The organism is Candidatus Vicinibacter proximus, from assembly GCA_016713905.1.
Taxonomy (GTDB): Bacteria; Bacteroidota; Bacteroidia; order Chitinophagales; family Saprospiraceae; genus Vicinibacter; species Vicinibacter proximus.
Genome location: JADJOE010000003.1, coordinates 787,705 through 809,656 on the forward strand (window position 1 = coordinate 787,705; position 21,952 = coordinate 809,656).

General features: G+C 35.3%; 19 protein-coding genes. 10 read left to right on the forward strand and 9 right to left on the reverse strand.

The genetic code is table 11. The features are described 5' to 3' along the window. Nucleotides 1–61: 61 nt before the first annotated feature. A complete protein-coding gene (kdsB, locus tag IPJ83_11580) occupies nucleotides 62–808 on the forward strand; it encodes a 3-deoxy-manno-octulosonate cytidylyltransferase (GenBank protein MBK7881185.1) in 747 nt (248 codons plus the stop codon). Here the strand turns inward: kdsB and IPJ83_11585 are convergent. Next, complete coding sequence (locus IPJ83_11585) at nucleotides 803–1,291, reverse strand: cytidine deaminase (protein ID MBK7881186.1); 489 nt, start codon at nucleotides 1,289–1,291, stop codon at nucleotides 803–805. The two genes, kdsB and IPJ83_11585, sit on opposite strands and share 6 nt — an antisense overlap. Next, the gene (locus IPJ83_11590) at nucleotides 1,292–3,817 is read right to left on the reverse strand and encodes a T9SS type A sorting domain-containing protein (protein MBK7881187.1); all 2,526 of its coding nucleotides are present in this window, start codon (nucleotides 3,815–3,817) and stop codon (nucleotides 1,292–1,294) included. 103 nt (nucleotides 3,818–3,920) lie between these two features. On the opposite strand from IPJ83_11590, the gene prmC reads away from it, so the two are divergent. Next, entirely contained in the window at nucleotides 3,921–4,721 is an 801-nt protein-coding gene (gene prmC, locus IPJ83_11595) for a peptide chain release factor N(5)-glutamine methyltransferase (GenBank protein MBK7881188.1), read from the forward strand. On the opposite strand, the gene IPJ83_11600 is transcribed toward prmC, so the two are convergent. The 3 genes from IPJ83_11600 to hscA form a co-directional block, all read right to left on the reverse strand. Beyond that, a complete protein-coding gene (locus IPJ83_11600) occupies nucleotides 4,718–6,964 on the reverse strand; it encodes a hypothetical protein (GenBank protein ID MBK7881189.1) in 2,247 nt (748 codons plus the stop codon). The two genes, prmC and IPJ83_11600, sit on opposite strands and share 4 nt — an antisense overlap. A gap of 191 nt (nucleotides 6,965–7,155) precedes the next feature. Continuing rightward, complete coding sequence (locus tag IPJ83_11605) at nucleotides 7,156–7,506, reverse strand: translation initiation factor (GenBank protein ID MBK7881190.1); 351 nt, start codon at nucleotides 7,504–7,506, stop codon at nucleotides 7,156–7,158. Nucleotides 7,507–7,508: 2 nt separating this feature from the next. Then, nucleotides 7,509–9,356, reverse strand: a complete 1,848-nt coding sequence (gene hscA / locus IPJ83_11610) for a Fe-S protein assembly chaperone HscA (GenBank protein MBK7881191.1) — start codon at nucleotides 9,354–9,356, stop codon at nucleotides 7,509–7,511. 45 nt (nucleotides 9,357–9,401) lie between these two features. Between hscA and IPJ83_11615 the strand changes: the two genes are divergently transcribed. Next, nucleotides 9,402–10,202, forward strand: coding sequence for a queuosine precursor transporter (locus IPJ83_11615; protein ID MBK7881192.1), 801 nt, complete (start codon nucleotides 9,402–9,404; stop codon nucleotides 10,200–10,202). Beyond that, on the forward strand, nucleotides 10,202–11,146 hold the full coding sequence (locus IPJ83_11620) for an amidinotransferase (GenBank protein ID MBK7881193.1): 945 nt from the start codon (nucleotides 10,202–10,204) through the stop codon (nucleotides 11,144–11,146). Before IPJ83_11615 ends, IPJ83_11620 begins: the two co-directional genes overlap by 1 nt. Before the next feature lie 125 nt (nucleotides 11,147–11,271). Here the strand turns inward: IPJ83_11620 and IPJ83_11625 are convergent, their stop codons facing one another. After that, nucleotides 11,272–12,411 carry a cysteine desulfurase gene (locus tag IPJ83_11625; protein ID MBK7881194.1) on the reverse strand — a complete coding sequence of 380 codons (1,140 nt, stop codon included), beginning with the start codon at nucleotides 12,409–12,411 and terminating at the stop codon, nucleotides 11,272–11,274. 8 nt (nucleotides 12,412–12,419) lie between these two features. Next, the gene (gene glmM, locus IPJ83_11630) at nucleotides 12,420–13,793 is read right to left on the reverse strand and encodes a phosphoglucosamine mutase (GenBank protein ID MBK7881195.1); all 1,374 of its coding nucleotides are present in this window, start codon (nucleotides 13,791–13,793) and stop codon (nucleotides 12,420–12,422) included. Nucleotides 13,794–13,867: 74 nt separating this feature from the next. Here glmM and IPJ83_11635 point away from each other — a divergent pair, with 74 nt between their 5' ends. From IPJ83_11635 to IPJ83_11650, 4 genes are all read left to right on the forward strand, one after another. After that, nucleotides 13,868–14,599 carry a class I SAM-dependent methyltransferase gene (locus IPJ83_11635; protein ID MBK7881196.1) on the forward strand — a complete coding sequence of 244 codons (732 nt, stop codon included), beginning with the start codon at nucleotides 13,868–13,870 and terminating at the stop codon, nucleotides 14,597–14,599. 174 nt (nucleotides 14,600–14,773) lie between these two features. Further along, nucleotides 14,774–15,178: a phosphatase PAP2 family protein gene (locus tag IPJ83_11640; protein ID MBK7881197.1), complete on the forward strand. Its 405-nt coding sequence runs from the start codon at nucleotides 14,774–14,776 to the stop codon at nucleotides 15,176–15,178. A gap of 115 nt (nucleotides 15,179–15,293) precedes the next feature. Next, a complete protein-coding gene (locus IPJ83_11645; GenBank protein ID MBK7881198.1) occupies nucleotides 15,294–16,895 on the forward strand; it encodes a CTP synthase in 1,602 nt (533 codons plus the stop codon). A 45-nt stretch (nucleotides 16,896–16,940) separates the two neighbouring features. Next, nucleotides 16,941–17,831 carry an esterase gene (locus IPJ83_11650; protein ID MBK7881199.1) on the forward strand — a complete coding sequence of 297 codons (891 nt, stop codon included), beginning with the start codon at nucleotides 16,941–16,943 and terminating at the stop codon, nucleotides 17,829–17,831. Between the two features lie 39 nt (nucleotides 17,832–17,870). Here IPJ83_11650 and IPJ83_11655 read toward each other — a convergent pair whose 3' ends face one another. Continuing rightward, complete coding sequence (locus tag IPJ83_11655) at nucleotides 17,871–19,391, reverse strand: hypothetical protein (GenBank protein MBK7881200.1); 1,521 nt, start codon at nucleotides 19,389–19,391, stop codon at nucleotides 17,871–17,873. Here IPJ83_11655 and IPJ83_11660 point away from each other — a divergent pair. After that, nucleotides 19,391–19,924 carry a TrmH family RNA methyltransferase gene (locus IPJ83_11660; GenBank protein ID MBK7881201.1) on the forward strand — a complete coding sequence of 178 codons (534 nt, stop codon included), beginning with the start codon at nucleotides 19,391–19,393 and terminating at the stop codon, nucleotides 19,922–19,924. The genes IPJ83_11655 and IPJ83_11660 overlap by 1 nt on opposite strands. On the opposite strand, the gene IPJ83_11665 is transcribed toward IPJ83_11660, so the two are convergent. Then, nucleotides 19,921–20,577: a hypothetical protein gene (locus tag IPJ83_11665; protein MBK7881202.1), complete on the reverse strand. Its 657-nt coding sequence runs from the start codon at nucleotides 20,575–20,577 to the stop codon at nucleotides 19,921–19,923. The genes IPJ83_11660 and IPJ83_11665 overlap by 4 nt on opposite strands. 54 nt (nucleotides 20,578–20,631) lie before the next feature. Between IPJ83_11665 and rimO the strand changes: the two genes are divergently transcribed. Beyond that, complete coding sequence (rimO, locus tag IPJ83_11670; protein MBK7881203.1) at nucleotides 20,632–21,945, forward strand: 30S ribosomal protein S12 methylthiotransferase RimO; 1,314 nt, start codon at nucleotides 20,632–20,634, stop codon at nucleotides 21,943–21,945. The last annotated feature ends 7 nt before the right edge of the window (nucleotides 21,946–21,952 follow it).

A 21,952-nucleotide genomic window follows, 5' to 3' on the forward strand; every position in this document is an offset into this window, starting at 1 on the left:
TATTTTTACAAAAATATTACATTTATTTGTAATATACATATAATTGATTAATAATAGTTTAATGAAAATTTTAGCGGTAATACCTGCACGATACCAATCTACAAGATTACCTGGTAAAGTGATGCTTAATATTGGGGGGAAATCATTGATCCAAAGAGTATTTGAACAGGTTTCAAAATGTCATTTTTTTGATCGGGTAGTAGTTGCTGTTGATCATGAAATCGTATTTGATCATGTAGAAGCATTTGGTGGAAATCCGATAATGACCTCAAAAAATTTACTTTCCGGAACCGATAGGTGTGCAGAAGTGGCAAAATTAAAGCTTGGTTTTACACATATCGTTAATGTTCAAGGAGATGAACCATTTATAGAAATTCTTGCATTGGATCAAATTTCAAGGATGCTCCAAGATCCTGAAGTAAAAATTGCAAGTTTGATGACTCCTGTAAAAGAAGTAATTGAGCTAGATAATCCAAATATAGTAAAGGTGGTCGTCAATAAGTTTATGGATGCCATGTATTTTAGTCGGGCGACAATACCACATGCAAGAGAAATCCCATCAGAAGAGCGACTAAATTCAATCAAATATTATAAACACTTAGGTTTGTATGGATTTCAAGTGGAAACCTTATCAGAAATTAGCAAACTTCCGATTGGGTCCATTGAAAAAATTGAAATGTTAGAGCAATTAAGGTGGTTAGAGGCAGGTTATCAAATTAGGATGGGAGAAATTGAAACGAATAGTTTCGGTATAGATACAGAATTGGATCTGCTCAGAGCACAAGCTTTGGTTTTGCATGGATTATAAATGGTGATCCAAATGGTTTGGTTGAAAAGCCAAAGGCAACAAATCTGTGCAATTACTAAAAATATGGCATAGTCTATTCGGATGACCTAAAATGAGTCTAATTGGTTTTTTGTTTCGAATTTCTTGTTCTGCCAAAACTTGTCTGCAATATCCACAGGGAGAGGGGGTATATTTTGTTTCATTTTTTACCACAACGGCCACCGTGGAAATTATATGATTTGGGTATCTTACGTTCGCCTGATGGATTGCCGTTCTTTCTGCACAAATTCCACAAGGATAGGAAGCATTTTCCTGATTTGATCCCAATATAATTTCCGAAATATTTTCTAACCTGATTGCTGCGCCGACAAAATAATTTGAGTAGGGGGCGTATGATGTTTCGGTAGCATATAAAGCGGATTCCAGCAACTGAAAATCTTCCTCATTCAACTTGGAGCCATGCGAGACAACTTCAAAATTAATTGTACAATTTTTGATAATCATTTATGATTTTTTTACGACAATTTTTTGAGTGACTGTTTCAGTAGTATGAATCATCTGTATATAGTAAAAACCACTTTTCATTTTTGTGGAAGGTAGTTGGATCAGGTTTTTACCTTGATTAACAGATATAGTAATATTTTCTATTTGGTTAAATGCAGGATCCAGTATTCTAAAGCTGGCGGTCTTAATTATTGGGTTGTTTATGGTAAACTCAACATTTAGATCTCCTGCACCAAGCGGATTCGGATAAAGACTCAATTTGTTTAATGCAGAATAAGAACTGGATAGTGAAGCAATTGGTGATTCGGATTTGAAACCATCATGATGCATACTTGTGATTCTGTAATAAACTTCATTTGGCGAACTATTGGAATCGTTAAATGAATAGTTCTTGTTGGAACTTGATTGACCACTTGCAGATACTGTTCCTATGGAATCAAATTTAATTCCATTTAAACTTTTCAGGACAATGAAGTATTTTGAATTTTTCTCAGAAACTGTAGTCCAGCTTACATTTTGTAAAGATCCTGTTTTTCTGATTTTGAGACTAGTAAATTGAGTTTCTGATTGGGTACCGGAACTTAATTTTTGAGCTCCGAAGCCAACTGCACTTAATTCAATTGTTTCGAATTCTGCACTACTTTCATTTTGTGTAATGGAAGAGAGGATATAAGTGTTTTGAGATAGACTTATGGAATTCTTAAATTCCTTGTATTCATTTTTGGATGTCAAAGCATGGTTGGATTCAGGATTTGGATTTCCAGGTGATTTAATGGTAAAAAGTTTTAATTGCTCTTTTGTATAACCAGGAATAGAGCCTTGCACTTCTTCAAAATCCAGATTATTTAGATAAACTTTAACTCTAACCGGTTGCGAAAGGATTTTGGATGAATAAACCTCCCAATATTTATGGATTGCAAAATGCTCATTTTGTTTGTCGGTATAATCAGCAGTAATTTTAGCTGCTTTTTGGGCCCCGTATTTTTCTGTAGTATGTTCTGAAATTTTTAAAGTTCCATCCAGTATAGAGCCTATATTTTGACCATTTGTTTGAATGGACATAATTAAAACATCATCATTTTCATCAATGGTATTATTATCATAATAGTAGTTTGAATATATTCCATCATTACATTCAAAATTAGCTGTAATGTGTTGATTGGCTTTTAAAACTGATCTTGTCTTAGGTGTATAGGTATTTAGGCAAGCAGATGCTGCAATTTTACTTCTTATCAGATCTCCCGGCTCTTTACCTAATCCAAGGGAAAGGTCTATTCCGGGCTGTCCTGCCAAATAGCAATAACTCATAAGTGTCCCTTTTGTTGGTTTTTGACCAGCCAGGCAAGTTCCTTCTACCTTTGCACAATTGTCAATAGGTTGATTTTTATTGGGTCCCCAGACACAAGCGTGCGTATGTCTTGAGCCTAAAACATGTCCAATTTCATGCGCTGCAGAATACACATCGAAGCTAAAATTAGGGATGCCTGAGTAGCTCCCATTGACATTTACATAGGCATAGGAATAGTTCTTCTGACATAGAGAATTAATGTAAGCTATTCCTCCTAATGCGGCTTTCCCATTTCTGGTTGCTCCGGAAAGACACAATGATATGTTGCCATTATAGGTTTTGTACTTAAGTCTCAAGTGATCCAATTCTTCTGTTGCAGTAGTATGTGGGAAGCCATCCGGTGATGTGTGTATAATGATTTCTGAAATACTGATTTGGATATCCTCTCTTCGGTAAATTGTATTTATTTGATTGAACATTCCAAGAATATAATTACTGACATCCTGTGGGTTTTTATTGAATTTTAAATATAAATCATAATCTGCCCGAATGCTTATAGCGACTCTTTTACAGCTTTCCTTTGCTCTGGAAGTAAAAAGACCTTTGTCTTCAATGAAATGCCTGATATCATCTGTATTGCATGTGGCTATTATTTCATGTTCATTTTCAAGGTTGGCTTTAGTAATATTTGTGAAAAATTTGTTTTTGTTTGAATTTCCTGGCGTGATGCAAAAACTATTGAATCCATCTACTTGAATGTGCCCTGTTATAATTCCTTTGCTAAGACTTACACTTACCATGGATTGCAGGTTGTTGTTTATTATTCCTTTTAAATGAATGCCCTTATCTAAATTTATTTCCTTTAAATTTTCTTGATCTAAAAGATAAAATTTGAAATCGGGTTCAAAAAAATCGTAAGCAGTAAAATATATTTTCTGCACGCCTAATTCTGGCAGATAAATGTCTGTTTGAACCAGTTTGTTGTTGGACTTCAACCAATTTTCATAGAAACTTACGCTGGTTTCTAAAGAGGCTTGGTTTTTATGGGCTTGGAGGGAAATTGCTTTTTTATCAAACAAAGTTTTTCGTTCAATGTCACAGGATGCTTTTAATTCAATTAAAGAGAATGGATCTAATTTATATTGTGCGTTTGCTGAAGTCGCCAGAAGTAATATTGCGTATATTGCTATTTTTCGAAGGAAAGTTAACCGTGAGGAAAAATATACTCTAAAATTCATGGGATCTGATTTTAAAAACTCGTTAATTAGTTAAATACACATTATATATTTTAATAATATGTTACTCACTGAACAAGAATTATGCCAAACATTAAAACTGCGTTTGAGTGGATTATATAATAATTGTGAATTAGGGTTATTGCAAGATTATATACTTAAATCAGAGTGGTTTAAAATATATAATTCTGGAATTTGTAAGAATGTAAGTAAGGAATTGCCTACGTTTAAACAAATTGTCGATGATCTGGCCTCTATGGTTCCAGTACAATATGCCATTCACGAATCTGATTTTATGGGATTGGTTTTATATGTTGATTCATCAGTTCTAATTCCACGTCCGGAAACCGAAGAATTAACTGCTTGGGTTTCTCAAAAAGGAGGAAATAATTCAACTTTAAAAGTTTTAGATGTAGGTTGCGGATCAGGGTGCATATCTATTTACTTAAAGAAAAAGCATGTGCATTGGAAGGTGACGGCCTTGGATGTATCCGCATTGGCTCTCCAGGTGGCTAAAGAGAATGCAACAAGAGTTGGTGTTACCATTGATTTTATACAACTTGATTTCTTAAAGGAGGGAGATTTGATTTTGGATTCATTTGATATTATTGTTTCAAACCCACCGTATATAAGTAAAGAAGAATCCAATGTAATGTCTACGAATACACTTGCCTATGAGCCTGAAATTGCTCTTTTCCCAATAGGAGATGATCCACTAATTTTTTATAAAGAAATAGCTCTTTTTGGAAAATCACACCTTAAGCCTGAAGGTGAAATTTATTGCGAATTAAATGAATTCCTTGTTTTGGAGATCCATGAAATATTTAGATTAAATGGGTATCGGTCGATTGAAATCCGAAACGATATGCAAGGAAAATCAAGGATGTTAAAAGCCAGAATGGCCTAATGTCCTGTAACGATAATTTTAATAGTCCTTTTAGATGTCGCCAGAAAATAGACCCCATTTTGGATTTGATCCCAATGGTTATAAATATTTTCTATGGAATAGTGGATCATTTGTCCATCAATAGAATACATTTTACCGGTAGTGAAATTATCTAAATATTCCTTTAATTGGTGTTTGTCAAAAATAAATTCATTTCTGCCAACTTTAGAAGAGATTGTTTTAAAGCCGGTAGGAAGGCGGAAGTCTGCATTCATTTTGAAAACTCCTCTGCCGTGGGTAAAAGCCAATATTTTATTTTCAGTATTTAAATATAGTAGATCATAAACTTGAACGACATCGAAATCTGAATCCGTATAATTTATCCAGGTTTTTCCGCCATTATCGCTGGCAAATAGACCCAGGTCACAACCGGCAAATATAATATCTGGATTTTGCATATTGTATGCAACGGTATGAAATGGAACGTCTGGTAAACCATTGCCGATTGCTTTCCAATGGATGCCAAAATCTTGACTTACATACAGATGTTCATTTCCAAATCCACCAAGACTTACAAGCATCATAGAATCACTTTTTGGATGAAATGCAATATCGGTGACAATTCTGTTTGGCAGTAAATTGGAAATTTCTTTGGAGGTTTTTCCTTCATCAACACTTAGGAATAATCTTGCAGTTTGCGATGGATCTGGCATAGTCGAAAATGCAAGTACTGATTTATTGCGACGGGATAGTTCAATTGAGTTGATGGGCGCTGAAGTAGGGTTGCTCGAAAGAGAATTCCATTCTTTCCCATTGTCAACAGACTTTATCAATTGCCTGGACCCGCCAAATATTAAATTCTCATCCAAAGGGCTCATTTTTAATGGGCTGATAAAGCAGCTTAAAGGGTCAGGTTTAAGTACTTCTATCCAGGTTTTGCCATAATCAGTAGATCTGTATAGATTTAAGTTTTGCGCCAGACAAATCATATTCTTTGGATCTGAGTGATTGATTGTGCAATAGGCGCCATCCCCAATGGAAACCAATTTCCATATACCGGATGGATCAAATAATGCACAATTATTGTCCTGAAGACCTCCAAGAATTATTTTTTCACTTTTCTGATCAACCACTCCTGAATAAAACTGAGTAGTCAATAATCCATCATTACATGCATAAAAGTTTGTGCCAAAATCATCAGACCTAAACACGCCACCATCTGTTGCAAAATATAGTTTGGATGGATCTAAGGGGTTTGATACTATGTCATGAAAATCAGCATGGACTTTAATTTTATTTAATGTATAACGGTTGAATTGATTTCCATTGCCCAAACTATCTATGAACAAATCAACACCCCCCGCAATAATTTTACTGGAGTCATTATCCTTAATTTTTAAACCACGGGCATACCAACTTTGATACGTGCCAATGTCCGGAACTGTACTGTAGAAATAATTTGAAAATCCATCTCTAGATCTAAGCCATTGGACAGTTTGAAACTGATCTGACAGTAATGCGTACTGCCTCTGAGGGTTCTTTTGGTAATTTGCCAGCATTATCCTGCCTCTCAAATGGTCAAATTGTGGTAAATTCATTTTAGACCAATTAGCGCCACCGTCAATACTTGTGAATATTCCAAAATCGTCTGCATCTATTCCGCCTACGCCAACAGTTAAATATTCAGGAGAAATTGGATTCATGATCATCTCTACAGACATTTTCTTGTCCAGTATCAACTCCCAGTTAGTCCCTTTATCCTTTGATTTTAAAATTCCTTTGGTGGTTGCAGCATAAACAATATCAGGATTTTTGGGATCTATTAAAATCCGCCAAACACCATGGTATTCTTCCTTTTTCCAGTCAAGTGATTTGTGCCAACTTAGACCCCCATTTGTGGATTTCAAAATTCCAATTCCCCAGGATCCTCTTAATGTTCTCACATACTTTCCGCCATCAGTCCCCTGATAATTATAAATTTCACCTGTTCCAATGTAAAGAATTTTTGGGTCTGTGGGATGGATCGCAATACTGGTAACGCCAAGCGCCGGAAATCCAGTTTTAACGGGAGTCCATGCTTGAGGACCTTTCCCCCCTGAGGTAGATTTCCACAATCCAGCTCCAGCTGTTCCGACCCATACCTGGTTGGTATCCACCGGATTAATAGCCAGAGTTAGGCATCTTCCCGCAATTTTATTGGGTCCGAGACTTTCCCATCTATTTTCATTGCGAAAGATTAGATCAGGTTTTGGCAAATGCTCCATGCTTTGAAAAGCATTTGAATATAAATTAGCAGGAAAAAATTGGTAGGGGAATGTCCTCTTAAGGTTTTCAAACTCCAGAGCTTTATAAACGCCTGCATGTTTTTGTGGGTTTGATATTTCCTTTTTTGTGCAAGTATTTAGAAAAATAAAGGATAAGGAAAAGAATGTAATGAATAGGATCAATCTCATGGTCATCCCCCTGTTCTCTTGGTGTTTTTAAAACCCTTTTGGATAAGTATTTCAATAATTTTTTTTACATGATCTCCCTGTATTAATATTTCACCATCTTTTACACTACCACCGACTCCACATTTTTGCTTTATAAATTTTGCAAGTTCTTCCAATTTGTCATCTGATAACAATAGACCCATAATTTTGGAAACTGCTTTTCCTCCTCTGTGTTTGGTCTCCAATTGAACCCTCACGATTTGTGTGCTTAATGAAATTTGATCTGTGGATTCTTCTGCTTTTTCTTGACTACTTGAGTCATGAGTGGAATATATCAGTCCAAGATCTGAGAGATTGTTGAATTTCTTTACCATGGTTAGATTCTTTGCCCTTTTAAGGCCTCTTGAATAGTATTGTCCATTGCCTGGTGAGCAAGAGGCGTGGTAACTTCCTTTAATTTTTCCATCTCAAGCTGAATGCTTTCTTTTGTTTGCAAACTAATTTGTTTTTTAAGATCAAAGCAAATATTTTTAATTTCCATATCTTTTATAGGAGATATCCAGGACTGATGATTTTTTAGAAATTTTTCAGTGTGCAAGATCAATATTTCAGCTTCATTAATCAAATCAACTAAGGATTTTTTTTCTATGTCTGATGCAGCATGTAAAATGGATTCAGAGAGCATCCTTGCCATTTCGTGCGGACTCAAAGAAAACTGAGATTTAATTTCAATTTCCTGCGCTTGGCCTGATCTTAATTCTTTGGCTTTAACTTTTAAAATGCCATCCACATCTACATGGAAACTTACTTCTATTTTTGGAATGCCTGTTGCCATTGGGGGTATCTTGTCCAGGATAAATTCACCGAGCAAACGATTATGTTCCACTAAATCCCTTTCACCCTGATATACTGCAATTTTAAGTTTAACCTGCCCATCTTTCGAAGTAGTATAGTTTCTCGCCTGATTTATAGGTAGTTTTGAATTTCTAGGGATGATTACGTCCATAAGTCCACCTAATGTTTCAATACCTAAAGAGAGCGGATTTACATCCAGTAAAAGTAAGTCTTTTCTGTTTCCACTGAGGATATCAGCCTGAATAGCTGCGCCAAGACATACCGCTTCATCCGGATTCAAATTGTCGTTGGGCATAATTTTAAAAAAATCACGAACTGCAGATTTGATTACTTTCATCCTTGTGGAACCGCCCACCAAAAGCACTTCATCAAGTTCTGTTAAAGCAAGTCCACTGTCTTTAAGGGCAAGTGAGCAGCAATCTAAAGTTTTTTTAACTAAGGGTTTTGTAAGTTCCTCAAACTCACTTTGAGAGATGTGAAGTTTTATTCCATTCCATTCTGTAGTGTGGGATTTGTTTTCATTTAGATACATTTTTGCCTTTTCAGCGAGAATTCTCAATTTGTTTTTATGGGCAAAATCTTTAGGCGATTCAATACTATATTTTTTTGACCAAAATTCCACAATAGCCTGATCAAAATCATCTCCACCTAAAAATGTGTCTCCTCTGGTGGATAAGACATCAAATACCCCATCCTCAATTCTGAGTATAGAAACATCAAATGTTCCACCTCCCAAATCATATACAGCTATTTTTTTGGATTCTTCCCGGTTCAGACCTATTCCAAATGCTAAACTTGCAGCAGTGGGTTCATTTACAATTCTTAGAACATCAAGTCCAGCAAGTCTTCCGGCATCTCTAGTAGCTTGTCGTTGGTTGTCGTTGAAATATGCGGGTACCGTTATTACTGCTTTCTCAATTTTAGCCCCTGTACTTTTTTCCGCTTCTTCTTTCAAATATTTTAGAATCATTGCTGAAAGCTCAATCGGAGTGTAGTATTTATCCTTGATTTTTACTCTAATCAATTCATCTGAGCTGTCTTCGCTCAGGTGATATCCAAAGTGTTGTTTTTGATTCTTAAGGTCATTCAAAGACTTGCCCATCAACCTCTTAACTGAATATATAGTGGATTCCGGGTCCAGACTTAGTTGCTTCTTTGCGCCTTGCCCAACAGTAATTTTTCCATTAGAGTTAAGGTGAATTATGGAAGGGACAAAAAGGTCGTTTTGGTCTTTGTCTTTAATTATCAATGGGTTGCCATCTTTAATCAGGGAAATAAGGCTGTTGGTAGTGCCAAGATCAATTCCAACAATGATCTCCTCATTTTTCTTTATAGCGCCTGTCTTGAAGTTAATTGCAATTTTCCCCATGATTTCTTATAAACCAAATCTTAATTAATGTGTTTAAGTGAGCATATGTTGAGCATAAGCAAGAATAAACAAACCATTTTATTTATTGTTTTGGCAGGTTTGTTCATTACAAATGCAATTTTAGCAGAGTTTATTGGAGTTAAAATCTTTTCTCTAGAAAAATCACTTGGTTTTACACCGCTAAATTTCTCATTATTGGGCATTGAAAATTTGGCTTTTAATCTAACAGCCGGAGTTCTCTTATGGCCTGTTGTTTTTATATTGACCGATATAATTAATGAATATTTTGGGCCCAGAGGGGTCAGATTCTTATCTTATCTTGCTTCCGCATTAATAGTTTATGCATTTATAGTTGTTTTTTTTGCTGTCAGACTTCAACCAGCAGATTTTTGGCCAACATCACATATTACTGGTAATAACCCATCACTTGGATCCGAAGTAGGTAATCTTAACACAGCTTATAGCCTTATTTTTGGTCAAGGTTTATGGATCATCCTAGGTTCTCTTATTGCGTTTATTTTTGGACAGATTTTAGATGTTTATGTTTTTCACAAAATAAAAGAAAAAACAGGGGAAAATGGAATTTGGCTTAGATCTACGGGGTCAACAATAATCTCCCAATTCATTGACAGTTATATTGTTTTGTTTATTGCGTTTTATTTTGGAGCAGGTTGGTCTCTCAGGCAAGTTTTAGCAATTGGGACAGTCAACTACATTTATAAATTTCTTGTTGCTGTAATTATTACGCCTCTAATATATATAATTCATCATTGGATTGAAAAATTTCTGGGAAAAGAGTTAGCATCAAAGTTAAAACTTGAAGCCATGAACAGACAAAATTCTTAATTATCTCAATTATGGCAAAGCAGATCAGTAATACCATCTTAATGGTTAGACCAACTCATTTTGGTTATAATCAGGAGACAGCTTCCAGTAACAAGTTTCAAAAAAAACAAGAGAAACAAGATGCAAAAGACATCAAGCAAAAAGCCTGTGATGAATTTGATCAAATGGTATCAGATTTAAGATCTAAAGGTGTCCAGGTATTGGTTTTTATAGATTCTGAAGATATTTTAAAACCCGATGCTGTTTTTCCGAACAATTGGATCAGCATGCATGAGGATGGAACCTTGATAACATATCCCATGTTTGCGCCGATCAGAAGAAAAGAGAGAAGTGAAAGCATAATTGAATCTTTGATCAAAGATTTTGATGTCAGAAAGCGCTTGTCCCTAGAATTATTTGAAAGTAAAGATTTGTTTTTGGAAGGGACCGGTAGCATAATATTTGACCATGAGCATAAACTTGCTTATGCTTGTCAAAGTGTTAGGACATCCATTGAAGTATTGCAAAAACTTTGTTTGATAATCAATTACAAACCCATACTGTTTAATGCTTATGACGCCTCAGGCTACCCTATATATCATACGAATGTTTTAATGGCTTTAGGTATTGATTTTGTAGTTATTTGCATGGATGCCGTGGAGGAAGGAAGCAGGCAAAGATTAGAAGAACAATTTAAAGAAACGAGAAAGGAGGTTATAGACATTTCTTTTAAGCAAATGGAGTCTTTTGCTGGAAATATGCTTCAGGTTGAAATGGAAAATCATAAACCATTGCTGGTAATGTCAAAATCAGCATATGATTCTTTAAATGTAGATCAACTCAAAAAAATTAACGCCAAAACAGAAATTTTATCAGTAGCAATTCCCACTATAGAGCAAATTGGTGGTGGAAGTGCACGCTGTATGATGGCAGAAGTATTTTTGCCACCAAAAGGCACAAATTAATTTTAAAATCTGCTTGCAATAAATAATTGAAATTTTATTTTCCTATTTTATTTTTATTTATTGCGGAATGGTCTAATTTACCTAGTAATAATATATTTTCAATCAATTATTTTTTTGGAATAATTCTAGATATTCGGTTTGAGTATTTTTAATAAAATTTCAATCGTACGATCCAATTCTTCTATAGTGTTCAATTGTGAAAATGAAAATCGAACTGTTTTTCCTTTTGCATTTGGGCGGATGTAATTAAGAACATGTGAAGACTTTTCGGTTCCTGATGAACAAGCAGATCCACCGGAAGCTGAAATTCCATTTATATCGAGATTCATTAAGAGCCATTCAATTCCTTTTTGTTCTGGAAAATTGACGCTCAATATTTTTGGATTGAATTCTATTTCGGGTGTATTAAAGGATTCCGAGATTCCATTTTTGTTCAATCCTGATTTTAAATAATTGTTTAGTAGGGTAAGGTGATTCATTTTTTGTTCAAAAGATTCGGTAGTAATTTGGAGTGCTTTTGCCATAGCAGCAATACCAATAATATTTTCAGTTCCTGACCTCATATTTCTTTCCTGACTACCACCATAAATGAATGGTTTGATAAGTGTAGGTTCCTTAATATAAACAAATCCGATGCCTTTGGGTCCATGAAATTTATGGCCTGATCCTGTTGCAAAATCAATATCTAATTCGGTTACATTTAAGGGAACACTTCCAATGGATTGAACTGTGTCTGAATGATAGTATGCGTTGTATTTCTTACAAATCTCTGATATCGATTTGATTGGTGTAATGCTTCCAAGTTCATTGTGCGTATGTATTAAACTCACAAGAGAGGGGGCTTCACTTTGTTGTAATATGAATTCTAGTTCATTGAGGTCGATTCTGCCAAATTGATCAGGACTAAGATATTTTAATTGTATTTCTCCTTGTTGAGCATATTCCTTGCATGAGTACAGGACACATGGATGCTCTATTGGCGAACTGATGATGGTTTTTACATTTAGATTTCTTACGGCGGCTTGGATTATCATATTGGACGATTCCGTGCCACATGAAGTAAAAAATACTTGAGAAGGAGAGGTTTCCAAAAAATTACTCAAAATCTTTCTGCTCTCTTCAATTAAACTTTTAGCAGCAGCACCCTCTTTGTAGATGGCGGAAGGATTTCCAAAAATATTTTTAGATGTTTGAGTAATACATTCAATTACTTCAGGAAGCAATGGGGTAGTAGCCGCATTGTCGAGGTAAATCCTTTGATTCATAAAAATTATTAATTGTATTGTTCTATTTTAATTTTGATATTGTCTACCAGGTTTTTAGCAAGCATCTCCGATTTTGCTTCGCTGTAAATTCTGATTATAGGTTCAGTGTTTGACTTTCTAAGGTGAATCCAGGAATCCTCGAAATCAATTTTTAAACCATCGACCATATTTATCCGGGCCTGATTGTACTCATCTGATAGATATTTTAGCAAAGCTTCAAAATTAATTGTAGGATCAATTTTAATTTTATCTTTATACATAAAGTACATTGGATATTGAGCTTTTAATTCAGCCAGATTCTTGTTTTTTGTAGCCATATTTGCCAAAACAATGGCTATTCCTATTAACGAGTCTCTTCCATAATGTAAATCAGGTAAAATAATGCCACCGTTTCCTTCTCCTCCAATTGTGGCGCCTACTTCTTTCATTTTATTGACCACATGGACTTCTCCAACTGCCGATGAAAAGTGTTTGCCACCTTTTTGCAAAGTCAGATCAGCAAGAGCTCGCGATGAAGATAGGTTTGAAACAGTGTTTCCAGGTTTTACATCAAGCAAATAATCTGCGCAACATATTAGCGTATATTCTTCTCCAAAATATTGACCTTGGTGATCTACCAATGCTAATCTGTCAACATCCGGATCAACCGCAATGCCTATATCTGCTTTGTTTTTTGTAGCATTTATTAATTCAGTCAAATGTTCTTCTAGAGGTTCAGGATTATGGCGAAAATTTCCATCAGGATGTGAATTTATTAATTCATAAGTACACCCAAGACTATCTAATAATACGGGTATAGCCAAAGAGCCGGTGGAGTTTATACAGTCTGCCACCACGTGATATTTTTTGGATTTGATTAGTGATATCGGTAAATATGGGATAGCCAAAATGGAGTTTATGTGGTCTTCAATGCTGGTGTTATAAAAAGTTTTTTGTCCAATGCAGTCAATGTTTGCATAAACCAAACCCTCCAGATTGCTTAATTCTATGATTTGATGACCTTCTTCAGCTGAAATAAACTCTCCTTTCTCATTTAACAGTTTTAAAGCATTCCATTCCCGCGGATTATGGCTTGCCGTAAGTATAATTCCTCCAGCCGCCCTTAAATTTATTACGGCCATTTCAATGCTTGGGGTAGTCGAAAGTCCAGCATCGATAATATCAATGCCAAGGCTTTGGAGACTTGCCTCAACTAACTTAGATACCATTTCTCCGGAGACCCTGGCATCCCTTCCTATCACCACTTTAGGTTTTAAATTTCTCTTTAAAATTAACCTGCCAAAGGCCAAAGAAAATTTCACAATATCTTCAGTACTAAGGTTTTCTCCTTTTATTCCTCCAATGGTTCCCCGAATGCCAGAGACAGAGACTATAAGACTCATCTTTAAATTGATTTAGCTGACAAAAGTATTAATTTAGCGGCTTATTCATTAGATATAATTGCAAATCAAGACGAATGAAGGAATGGTTTTCAGAGTGGTTCAATACATCATATTACCATCTACTGTATAAGCAACGTGATGAACAGGAAGCCTCGGACTTTGTCAAAAATATGATTGATCTGCTGCCTACATATGATCATGCTAAAATTTTGGATGTAGCATGCGGTACAGGCAGACATGCTTTGTCTTTGAGTGAGTACGGTTATGATGTAACCGGATTTGATTTATCTTTGTCCAGCATATTGAAAGCTAAGGAATTTGAAAGCGAAAATCTCAATTTTTATCATCATGATATGCGAAGGGTTTTTCGGATAAATTATTTTGATATTGTTTTAAATTTATTTACCAGTTTTGGATATTTTGAAACTTTACTTGAGGATGAAAAGGCTGCATACTGCTTGTCAACCAATGTGAAGAAAAATGGCTATCTTGTTTTTGATTATTTTAATTCTATTTCTGTACAACAAAATATTGTCCATGATTTTAGTTTGAAAATTGGTGATGTTAATTTTAAAATCCGCAAGAATATCGTTGGAAGAAAAATTATTAAAAGCATCAAGGTAGAAGATCATGATGCTGTTTATAATTTTGAAGAGCGAGTTAGACTATATTCGCTGGTGGAAATTAAAAGGTTATTCAATCAGTTTGGGTTGGAACTTCAATATGTTTTTGGGAATTATTTTCTTGAAGATTTTCATGAACAAAAATCAGATAGGATGATATGCATTTTTAAAAAGAACATTTGATTCATGATAGGCTATTTAAATTGGTTGGATCATAATTTATTTGAATGGGTGCAGATTCATTTAAGGATATCCGAATTAGATCTGTGGATATCCTTATGTAGAGACAAGCATTTCTGGCTACCACTTTACATATTTCTATTCTCTTTTGTGGTTTTCAATTACAAGATTAATTTAGTGAAATTTACAATTGTTATTATAGTCTTGATTGGCTTGAGTGATCAGTTGACAAGTAGTCTTATTAAGAAAAAAGTAAGAAGGGAACGTCCTTGTAAAGAGGCATATTTTAGTGACCAATTTGATACGCCTGTAGGTTGCAGTGGTGGATTTAGCTTTCCTTCCAGCCATGCATCTAACCATATGGCATTAGGCACTTTTCTGTATTTGTTTTTTAAAAATCGAAGCATATATAAAAGGCGACTTCTATTGATATGGCCTTTAATCGTTGGATTTGCACAGATTTATGTAGCGGTCCATTTTCCATTTGATGTATTGGCAGGATTTGTGATTGGCTCATTCTTGGCAATAATCTGCTATTATATTTACTTATGGTTTGAGCCTTCAATAAAAACTTCAGCGTAATAAGTTTACAATATCTCAATACTTATATCAGCAGAATGGATTAAATTGTGTAAATAATTAATACCATTTAATTTATTCGCACTACCTTTGTATCCCGTAGCAGACTAATTAAATCATGACTAAATATATTTTTGTTACGGGAGGAGTTACCTCTTCTTTAGGTAAGGGCATTATTGCTGCTTCTTTGGCCAAACTCCTACAAGGTCATGGTTTTAAAACAACCATTCAAAAGTTTGATCCCTATATTAATGTTGATCCGGGCACACTGAATCCTTATGAGCATGGGGAATGTTATGTTACCGATGATGGAGCCGAAACAGATTTGGATCTAGGGCATTATGAGCGTTTTTTGAATATCGCTACGTCACAGGCAAATAATGTGACGACCGGTAGAATCTATCAGACAGTCATTAATAAAGAAAGGGCAGGTGACTTTCTAGGTAAAACTGTTCAGGTAATCCCGCATATTACGGACGAAATTAAGCGAAGGATTACTTTACTTGGAGATACAGACTACGACATAATTATTACTGAGCTGGGAGGTACCGTAGGAGACATTGAGTCATTACCATATTTGGAAGCCCTCAGGCAACTCAGAATGGAGCTTGGCGCTAAAAATTATGCAACTGTCCATCTAACCTTAATTCCTTATTTGGCCGCTGCAAAGGAACTTAAAACAAAACCAACACAACATTCCGTAAAAGAACTTCAGGAGGCAGGCATTCAGCCAGATGTGCTGGTTTGTCGAACAGAAAAGCCTATTACAGATGAAATACGTTCCAAATTAGCCCTCTTTTGTAATCTGGATAAAGTGAATGTAATCGAAGCAATTGATGCAGACACAATTTATGATGTTCCGCTACTTATGTTAAAGGAAAAGCTGGACGTTAGAGTATTAAAAAAATTAGGTTTAAAGTCCAGGAAAAAGCCTGAGTTAAAGGCCTGGAAAGCCTTTTTGTCCAATTTAAAGAACCCCATTCATTCCATTAAAATAGGTCTGATTGGAAAGTATAATGAGTTGCCGGATGCCTATAAATCTATTTATGAGGCATTTGTGCATGCAGGTTCAGCAAATCAATGTAAGGTTGAGATCGTTGCCGTTCATTCTGAGCATTTGGAAGACAAAAAATCGGTTAGTCTCGAATTGAAGGATCTGGATGGATTATTGGTTGCACCTGGATTTGGGGAAAGAGGTATTGAAGGAAAGATAAATGCGATTAAATACGCCCGGGAAAATAAGATACCTTTTTTTGGGATTTGCTTAGGCATGCAATGCGCCGTTGTGGAATTTGCCAGAAATGTTCTTAAGCTGAAAGCTTCATCTACAGAGGTAAACCCCAAGACTGCCAATCCAGTTATTCATATGATGTCGGATCAAAAGAAGATAAAGGAAAAAGGTGGGACTATGCGATTAGGTGCCTATGAATGTGCTTTGAAAAAACCTTCAAGGGCATTTAATGCTTACCAAAAGACCATGATTGCTGAAAGACACAGACATAGATATGAATTCAATAGTAATTATCTGAAACAATTTGAAGAGCATGGGATGATAGCATCAGGAATTCACCCCGACAGGAAACTTGTAGAAATAATTGAACTAAAAGATCATCCTTGGTTTGTGGGCGTTCAGTTCCATCCGGAATTGAAAAGCACCGTTGAAAATCCTCACCCTCTTTTTGTTGCCTTCGTGAAGAGTTGTATTAAAAATCATAAATAGTTGGCAGAACTTAAATATTGGAGGCGCTTTTTTACATGGTTTTTAATGCTGCTTGGTTTTAAATCGCGTTCCGCTGCCCAGAATATATTGCAAATTGATCATCCTTCATTTCTAACCCGATATTACGGTTTTTCAAGTTCTTATGTTGCCAACCGAAATCTAGAAATTTGGCTTCCAGAATCCTATGCCACATCAGGAGACAAAAGATATCCGGTTCTGTATTGGCAGGATGGCCAGAATTTATTTGATCCGGCCGTATCTTATAACCACAACCCCTTAAGGATGGATGAATCAGTGTTGGAGCTTTCAGCTGCACATATGATTCAGGATTGTATAATAATCGGAATTTGGAATACGGATAACAGGTTTTTGGAATATATGCCTAACCGTTTCTATAATGCCCTTCCAACCAGCAAACGCAAAATTATTAAAAAGGAATATGGTGGAGAACCAATGGGAGACAATTACCTTAAGTTTTTAACTCGGGAATTAAAACCCTATATTGACAGTAATTACAGGACCCTTACAGATAAATTGAATTGTTACATTGGAGGGGCAAGTATGGGTGGATTAATTTCTTTTTATGGACTTTTGGAGTTTCCTCAGATTTTTGGTGGGGCCATTTGTATTTCCACGCATTGGCCTATAAGTGTACGCAGAAATTATAAAGAGATCCCAGAAAGCTATTTTCGAATTATTGAGGAATCAAAAAATAATTTAGTTGGATCAAAATTATATTTTGATCATGGTACCGAAAACATTGATGCCTGGTATAGCCCTTACCAATTAAGGATGGATCAAATACTCTATTCAGTTTATCAAGGTTCTTCCGAATATCTTTCCTTGAAATTTGAAGGTAAGTCTCACAGCGAATTAGATTGGCGCGAACGATTAGGCATTCCACTTGAATTCTTATTGTCTCCAAGGAGATTGTAATCTTTGTGATGCTCCAACCGGAATGTAAATAGAACTTTACTAAAAAGATTTTTTTGTTAAGACAAGATAGGAGGAAGTATGAAAGACAATCTTGTATTGATCTGAGTATATTGCTTGTGAAGGCAATATCACATAGTTAACCAATTGCTGATCGAAAAGATAGATTAAAGTTTCCTCGTCCAATTTTCGGTAGTTTGCTTTTGCAAGATCCATCAAGTTCCTGCCACTCCTTCTTGATTCAATATTGATTTTGTATATTCTATTTATGCGGTCGTACCATGGAAATAGATACGCTATTTGATGAGAAATTGCTTTGAAGTCAACCCATGAGCTTCTTTCTGACCATGTCTTGAAATGAGTAAAATCAGGAGGAAGCACAAATAGGCTTTTTATTTCTGTGTTATTCCTGGCCCAATCTGCTAACACTTGCTCCTCTTTAAAAATATCCTTTCGGTTGCATTGTTTGAATAAGGAAACACTTAATATCACTACCAATAAAACATAGTTAACGTATCTTATGAATCTGGAGGAAAATTTGTTTAATTTTTTTTCACCATACAGAACTAATGCTATAATGCTGAATAATTCGATCCAAATGGTTGTCTTAAACCATTGCATTTGTAGCATAATTTCAGATTTCAATAGGGTAGTGCCCACTATGTATATCAACATTATAGCACCTTGTAAGAGATAAATCTTAAAAATATTTCTGTTGACTTTATACCAAAGAATTATTCCTGAGAGGAATAAAAACAAAAATATTATAACATGTTGTAATAGCGTATATTGAATTAGAAAATGATGCCCTATTCTAAATTCCAACAGATCAAATAAACCCGATCCATGACTATGAAGTTTAACCCGGGCAAAAACCAACGATACTAAGTATGGGAAACTCAATATGCAGAATATTAAAATTCCTGCTAAGATTTTTCTGGATTCAATTCTTTTTGATTTAAAAATCTCAATGAAGCTTATAGTGCCTATAAGTAAAAAAATCTGGAAACCCACTAGAACCTGAAAAAATGTGGCAATAGCAAGTAGTAAAAATGCAATAATGATATTTTGTCTAAAATAAAAAACCAAACTCCAGACAGCTAATGTTTTTGCAAAACAAGAACCAACAGGCATATTGTAAAATAATTCATTAGCGCCTACTGAGGTATACGGGGCAATAAATAATACAAGGAGTATTACAAAGTTTATGGCATTATTGGTTAAACCGAGTACTTCCAGGAGTTTAGTTAAGCCCAGTATAAATGCGTAAAGACATATAAAATAGGCTATAAAAAGTAGAATGGGTTGATCTGCACCAATCAGGTACAGAAAATTATTTAGGAAAGATCTTTCATGCAGAAATAAAGACTCATTAAAACCAATATAAAAATCACTGGGATATAAATCAGGGTGGCGCATCTTTTTTAAAACAGGAACAATCTCAATCAGATCATTACCACTACCTTCATAACCCCAAAATACAATATAAAGGATGCAAAAAAGTAATACAGATCCGTAGATCTGATAGTTTGTTAATTTTGCAATCGATTTAAGCCTTTCCAATGAATTTTATTAAAACAGCTACCAAAGATCTGAAACGGATGTCCGTTTCGGAATTTAAAAACAGCCCAAAAGTACCAATAATTTTAATGGCTGATCACATCAGGTCCGGACACAATGTCGGATCCCTTTTTAGGATTGCTGATGCCTTTGGACTGGAAGAAGTTTTGCTTGTTGGATATACCGTAAAACCACCACATCCGGAAATCAATAAAACAGCACTCGGAGCTACCGACACAGTTTCTTGGAGACATTTAGATCATCCTGATGAATATCTTGCATTAAAGAAATCGGAGGGCTATAAAATTATGGCAATTGAACAGGCCAAGGGGAGCTGTCTTTTGCATCAATTAAAAATCAGCGCTGAAGAAAAATATGTATTAATTTTTGGAAATGAAGTAAATGGTGTGTCTGATTCAGTTCTAAAATTGTGTGAAGCATGTATAGAAATACCTCAAATGGGTACGAAACATTCTTTAAATGTGAGCGTGGCTGCCGGAGTAGTAACTTGGCACTTTTTTTCTCACTTTCTTTAATATCTTCTCTTTTTACCTTTGTTTTTATTATACAATACTCTCAGGCCAAGGGTAATTTTTTCGTGCGAAAGTTCTGGAAAAGCTAATGTTTCCGGATGTTTATCAAAATGTCCTATTGAATACATTAACATTGGGGTTAATGTCAGATGATCCGAGATGCCAAAATCATTACCAAAACCCAGACCGGTATATAGTAGACCTATCTTTTGTTCTTCAGTGGCATAATTTCGTATATTGTACTGATATGAAAGATTTATGATCAGATGAAGTCCTTTTTTAAGAGTGTTTCCCTCTTTTTTGAAAGTTGGGCAATTACAGTCATTTTTAAAATCAAAAGGATAAAGATTTATAAGACTAAAAACTTGAGGGCCTGTAGATTTAAAATCTAAAGTAGGGGATTGATCATGGGGTAATTTACCTGACTCGTAGGATAATCCTACCCCTGGTAAAAATTCTAATCGATAATTTTTTAATCTAAAAAAATAATTCATACCCACAGACAATCCAAAATAATCGCTAGCTACCTCTGTAGAACTACTGGCAAGCAAAGCAGAAATTATATGCCTTTCTCCATGAATTTGTGCTCCCCATTGCCCTTTAGCATGTGCAAATAGGACTAAATTTAAAACTATGAAGCCTACCAATTGTTTCATCCTGATAATAACGTAAGCTTAAAAGCTTTAATATCTTTGCACAAATATTTTTTTTTGAAAACAAAAACTTATAAAAAGGAAAAAGTTCAATTGATTACCCTAGGGTGCTCAAAAAACCTTGTGGATTCCGAGAATCTCATTACACAATTAGATTATAATCAATATAAAGTAGAGCATAATCCTTCAAACACCGATCCAGCTTCAATTATTATTATCAATACTTGTGGATTCATTGATCGTGCAAAAGAAGAATCTATCGAAACAATTTTGGAATATGCCCACTTAAAAAATACCGGAATTGTATCCAAATTATACGTTACTGGTTGTCTGTCACAACGTTATAAAGATAATCTCGAGTCCGAAATTAAAGAGGTAGATGCTTTTTTCGGAACAATGGAAATGCCGGCATTGCTCGCAAAGTTGAATGCAGACTACAGGCATGAATTAATTGGGGAGAGAATAATCACGACTCCATCACATTTTGCATATCTGAAAATATCAGAAGGTTGTAATAGAACTTGTTCATTCTGCGCTATTCCTTTGATGAGAGGTAAGCACGTTTCTATCCCCATAGAGCAAATTCTTCTCCAAGCTCGTAATCTTGCTCAGCATGGGGTTAAAGAAATAATTTTGATAGCTCAGGAGCTGACTTATTATGGATTGGACATTTATAAAGAAAGGAGTTTAAGTAAACTACTTAACCTTTTATGTGAAGTTGAAGGTATAGAATGGATCAGACTGCATTATGCCTACCCTTCAAAGTTTCCAATGGATGTTATCCATACCATGAAAGCTCAAGATAAAATTTGCAATTATTTGGATTTACCCTTGCAACATGCTTCGGACCCAGTATTGGCCTCTATGAAACGCCAAATTACAAATGAAGAGACCCGTAGGTTAATTGGTGACATAAGAAATATTTTGCCTGAAATAACTTTAAGGACGACAATGCTTGTAGGCTTTCCTGGTGAGACAGAAAAGGATTTTAATGATTTGTGCACATTCGTAAAAGAGCACCGATTGGATAGATTAGGGGTTTTTCAATATTCACATGAGGAAGATACCTCAGCATACCTTTTTGAAGACAATGTTCCGGCTGAAGTAAAGGAAGAAAGGGCTGCCACACTCATGTCCATTCAGGAGGAGATTTCTCTTGATCTGAATAAGGCAAAGATTGGGAAAGAATTTAAAGTGTTGGTAGATCAAAAGGAAAAAGCTTATTACGTTGGTAGGACTGAAGCAGACAGTCCAGAGGTAGATAATGAGGTGCACATTTCTGTAAAGGATTATTGCAGGGTTGGAGACTTTGCAAGAGTTAAAATTATCCAGGCGGACCATTTTGATCTAATTGGAGAACTAATCCCTTGACTTTAAT

Coding starts and splice junctions, on each gene's coding strand:
- kdsB (MBK7881185.1), top strand. CDS start 62: ATGAAAATTTTAGCGGTAATACCTGCACGATACCAATCTACAAGATTA.
- IPJ83_11585 (MBK7881186.1), bottom strand. CDS start 1,291: ATGATTATCAAAAATTGTACAATTAATTTTGAAGTTGTCTCGCATGGC.
- IPJ83_11590 (MBK7881187.1), bottom strand. CDS start 3,817: ATGAATTTTAGAGTATATTTTTCCTCACGGTTAACTTTCCTTCGAAAA.
- IPJ83_11600 (MBK7881189.1), bottom strand. CDS start 6,964: ATGGAGCATTTGCCAAAACCTGATCTAATCTTTCGCAATGAAAATAGA.
- IPJ83_11605 (MBK7881190.1), bottom strand. CDS start 7,506: ATGGTAAAGAAATTCAACAATCTCTCAGATCTTGGACTGATATATTCC.
- hscA (MBK7881191.1), bottom strand. CDS start 9,356: ATGGGGAAAATTGCAATTAACTTCAAGACAGGCGCTATAAAGAAAAAT.
- IPJ83_11615 (MBK7881192.1), top strand. CDS start 9,402: ATGTTGAGCATAAGCAAGAATAAACAAACCATTTTATTTATTGTTTTG.
- IPJ83_11625 (MBK7881194.1), bottom strand. CDS start 12,411: ATGAATCAAAGGATTTACCTCGACAATGCGGCTACTACCCCATTGCTT.
- glmM (MBK7881195.1), bottom strand. CDS start 13,793: ATGAGTCTTATAGTCTCTGTCTCTGGCATTCGGGGAACCATTGGAGGA.
- IPJ83_11635 (MBK7881196.1), top strand. CDS start 13,868: ATGAAGGAATGGTTTTCAGAGTGGTTCAATACATCATATTACCATCTA.
- IPJ83_11645 (MBK7881198.1), top strand. CDS start 15,294: ATGACTAAATATATTTTTGTTACGGGAGGAGTTACCTCTTCTTTAGGT.
- IPJ83_11650 (MBK7881199.1), top strand. CDS start 16,941: ATGCTGCTTGGTTTTAAATCGCGTTCCGCTGCCCAGAATATATTGCAA.
- IPJ83_11660 (MBK7881201.1), top strand. CDS start 19,391: ATGAATTTTATTAAAACAGCTACCAAAGATCTGAAACGGATGTCCGTT.
- IPJ83_11665 (MBK7881202.1), bottom strand. CDS start 20,577: ATGAAACAATTGGTAGGCTTCATAGTTTTAAATTTAGTCCTATTTGCA.